Genomic DNA, 3,744 nt, shown 5'->3' with positions numbered 1-3,744 from the left:
CGCTTGTTCGTGTGCGCTGTCCTGCGCACACGGCAAGACCGGGGTTGGGCGTCCTGCCCAACCCGCCCGAGGCATGCCTCGGGCCCATGGCGCTCACGCCCCCGCAACCGGACCCACCCCATTTCTCGCAGCCTGCAGTAGATCCACGCCATGCGTGGATGCTCTTCGTTTCGTTGTCGAAATATTCGATTTCGATGGAGATTCATCCACGCATGGCGTGGATCTACAATTCCTCCATGTCCTCCCCCGCTCTGCCCTGGAATGGCATGTTGCTGCTGGATGCGCACGCCGCCGTGCTGCACGGCCATGCCGGTGACAGCGCTTCGCATGCACACTATGCCCATCAACTGCTGTTGAGCGACGGTACCCCTTGGCACGTCGAGATCGATGGCATGCAGCGGCAGGGCCAACGGCTATGGCTGCCTTCGTTCCAGCCGCACGCGATCCTGTCAGCGCCGGAAGCAGGCTGCACGGTGTTCCTCGAACCCGCGCATGCCGATCCCGAACAGATCCAGCAGCACCTGCACGCGCTGCCGGGAAACGCGCTGGCGCTGCACGACTGGCTGCCACGGCTGAGCCGCCCGCAACCGCTGGACCGCCGCGTGCAGGCGGCGTTGGCCCGTATCGCCCAGCACCTGCCTGGCCCGGTGCCGGCTGCCGACATCGCCGAAGCGGCGCATCTGTCGACCAGCCAGCTGCATCGGCGCTTCCAGTCCGAGCTGGCGGTGACCCTGCGCGGCTGGGTGCTGTGGCAACGGCTGCGCACTGCGCTCACGCATCATCTGCGCGGACACACCCTGACCGACAGTGCGCATGCCGCTGGATTCGCCGATCTGGCCCATCTGTCGCGCAGCCTGCGCCGCATGTTCGGTATCGGTGCCGCGCAGCTGCAGGGACTGCAGCTGCACGCGGCCTGACACGGCCCATCATCCGCGCCTGCGCAGACCTTCCGGCAGCTCCGGTACCTCGCCATGCGGCAGTTCGCGGAACGGCGCCAGCAGCTGTCCGGGGTAATCGCGCGGATAGTCCGGCTGGCTGCCGATGCCGAGGTCGCGTTGCTGCAGCCGATAGCCCGGCGCATCGAAGGCGGTCCCCAGCAGGTGATCCCAGACGGTCAGGAACAGGCCGAAGTTGACGTCGCCGGCGGTGCCGTAACGCATGTGGTGGAAGCGATGCAGCGGCGCCCACGCCATCACCTGGCCCAGCACGCCCGGGCGCATGTCCACGTTGGAGTGCTGCAGCAGCAGCTGGATGGCAATGGCGAAGGCCAGCACCGCCGCCACCGGCATCGGCAGGCCCAACAGCAGCAGCGGCAGTACGCCGCCGACCGCTTCGGCGGCCTGGTGCAGCGGGTGCTTCATCAGGCCGTTGAAGCCATACATGCGGGTGACGCTGTGGTGCACTGCATGCAGCCGCCACAACCAGCCGATGCGATGGCTGGAATAGTGCACCAGGGTGATACCAAGGTCGGCGCAGACGATGGCCAGCAACACCTGCAGTGCGAACGGCCACTGCACCGGCCACAGCTGCCACGGAATGATTGCCGCCAGCAGCGGCACCGCGGCGATCGACAGCAGGTTCAGGCTCTCGTTGACCAGTGCATGCAGGGTGTCACGCAGGCTGTCGCCGTGGTCGTGATTGAATGCGGGATCGTACGGCCAGGCCCGCTCGGCGGCGAACGAGATCGCGATGGCGGCCGCCAGCAAGGCCAGCAGCCACAACGGGTCACCGTGGCAATGGCCGACCCAGACGACGGCAGTGGCAACGAAGCCCAGCAGGAACAGCGGGGCATACAGGCGCAGGATCCAGTGCTTCATGGGCAACCCGGAAAGTGAGGGGCCTGCATGCTGGCGTGGCATGCGGGTTGGCGGCTTGAACAAACGGCGCAAGCCGTGGGTCCGCCGCTGCTGGGTGCCCATCGTGGTCGGCACCGCGTTTGCCACATCCACGCACGGCGCGGCTCTACAATGTCGCCCTCATCGCGCCCGGGACCGGCATGGATTCCTTCAACCTGATGCGCGCCTTCCGCCGCATCGTCGAACGTGGCGGGCTGGCCCGCGCTGCCGAAGACCTTGGCCTTTCGCCAGCCGGGCTGAGCAAGCAGCTGCGCACGCTGGAAACCCACCTTGGCGTAGTGCTGCTGCAGCGGACCACGCGGCGCATGAGTCTGACCGAAACCGGCCACACCTATTATCGCGAATGCTGCCGCCTGCTCGACGAGCTGGACGCGCTGGAGCGCGGCATCGCCGAACAGCGTGGCGAGGTGGGCGGGCGCCTGCGGGTGAACGCACCGCAGTCGTTCGCGCTGAGCACGTTGTCGCCGCTGCTGCCGCGCTTCCTGCAGCAGCATCCGCAGCTGTCACTGGATCTGCTGATGGAAGACCGGTTGATCGACGCCGTCGGTGAAGGCTTCGATGTCTCCCTGCGCATCCGTGCCGAACTGGACGATTCGCGGTTGGTGGCACGCCGCCTGGCGTCGCTGCAGCAGGTGCTGTGCGCGGCGCCCTCCTACCTGCAGCAGCAGCCCGCACCACAGACGGTGGATGATCTGCAGGCGCACAGCGTGCTCGCCTACAGCCTGTCCGACTCGCCCGGCAGCTGGCCGCTGCTCGGCCCCGATGGCCAGGTGACGATCACCCTGCCGGCGCGCGTCACCGTCAACAACAGCCTGCTGTTGCGCGACCTGCTGGTGGCCGGCATGGGCATCGGCGCCCTGCCCTCGTTCCTGGCGGCACCCGCACTGGCCCGTGGCGAACTGCGGCAGGTGCTGCCCGACCACCGCTATCCGCCGCGCTTCGTGCATGCGGTCTACCCCACCTCGCGCCACCTGCAGCCGAAGGTGCGCGCCTTCATCGATTTCCTGCACGCCGAGCTGCCCGGCTGCGCCGGCCTGGATTCGTAACTCCCAGCGAAAACTGAGCTGCCCGCGGCGTGCTGTTTCGGCCACGCGGCACTGCCTACTCTGCCGCCTCCTCCTTCACCGATGGCAGGCAGATGTCTTCCGCTCCTTCCCCCGCCACCGCAGCGCCGGTGGTCGATTTCTTCCACGACGTGGTCTGCGGCTGGTGCTTCGTGCTGGCCCCACGACTGCTGCAGGTCTCGGCCGAACTCGGCATCCAGGTGCGCCACCGCAGCTTCGTGCTGCAGGACTCGCGGGCGCAGATGATCGAGGTGTTCGGCTCGATGGCCCGCGCCAAGGCGACCATCCTGCGCCACTGGACCGAGTGCGCCGCGCATGAAGACACCGCGCGCATCGATATCGAAGGCATGCGCGCACAGGACTTCGAGTACCCCTCCGGCTGGCTGGGCGCACTGGCCTGCCAGGCCGCAGGGCTGATGGGCGGCAACGACGCCCATGGCGCGATGTTCGACGCGGTGCAGTGGGCGCACCTGCACCAGCACCGCAACATCGGCGATGCCGAAGTCCTGCTGGATATCGCCGAATCGCTGGGGCATCCACGTGGTGCCTTCGCTGACCACATGCGCAGCGACACAGTGCGCCAGCGCGTGCAGGCCGATCGTGCCGAAGCCACTGCCCTCGGCATCCGCTCCATTCCCACCGTGATCGGCGGCAACGGCCTGCGCCTGCAGACGCTGCCACTGCCCCACCTGCGCCAGGCCCTGGCGCCCCTGGTCGCGGCCTGGGCCGCACCGTCCCCCACCCCACAAGGCGATTCCCCATGGCCCCACGTACCCTGGCCACCGCGCTGGCCCTGGTGCTGGCCGGCACCGCAGGTTCCAACA

The 3,744-nt window shown here is 68.1% G+C and carries 3 protein-coding genes and 1 pseudogene; 3 read left to right on the top strand and 1 reads right to left on the bottom strand.

Annotated elements, in window-relative coordinates:
* Positions 1-212 precede the first annotated feature (212 nt).
* Positions 213-917 carry an AraC family transcriptional regulator gene (locus ARC23_RS20125; RefSeq protein WP_057498835.1) on the top strand — a complete coding sequence of 235 codons (705 nt, stop codon included), beginning with the start codon at positions 213-215 and terminating at the stop codon, positions 915-917.
* Between the two features lie 9 nt (positions 918-926).
* On the opposite strand, the gene ARC23_RS20120 is transcribed toward ARC23_RS20125, so the two are convergent.
* Entirely contained in the window at positions 927-1,817 is an 891-nt protein-coding gene (locus ARC23_RS20120; RefSeq protein WP_057498834.1) for a sterol desaturase family protein, read from the bottom strand.
* 179 nt (positions 1,818-1,996) lie between these two features.
* On the opposite strand from ARC23_RS20120, the gene ARC23_RS20115 reads away from it, so the two are divergent.
* Positions 1,997-2,902 (top strand): LysR family transcriptional regulator, encoded by a 906-nt coding sequence (locus ARC23_RS20115; protein ID WP_057498833.1) that lies wholly within the window; start codon positions 1,997-1,999, stop codon positions 2,900-2,902.
* Between the two features lie 92 nt (positions 2,903-2,994).
* Positions 2,995-3,642 (top strand): annotated as a pseudogene (locus ARC23_RS20110) (DsbA family oxidoreductase); the annotation flags it as partial.
* Between the last annotated feature and the right edge of the window lie 102 nt (positions 3,643-3,744).

Origin of the sequence: Stenotrophomonas beteli (assembly GCF_001431665.1) — a bacterium.
Lineage (GTDB): Bacteria > Pseudomonadota > Gammaproteobacteria > Xanthomonadales > Xanthomonadaceae > Stenotrophomonas > Stenotrophomonas beteli.
Note: the sequence above shows the minus strand (reverse complement) of the source record. Positions and strands in the feature narration are given on the sequence as shown.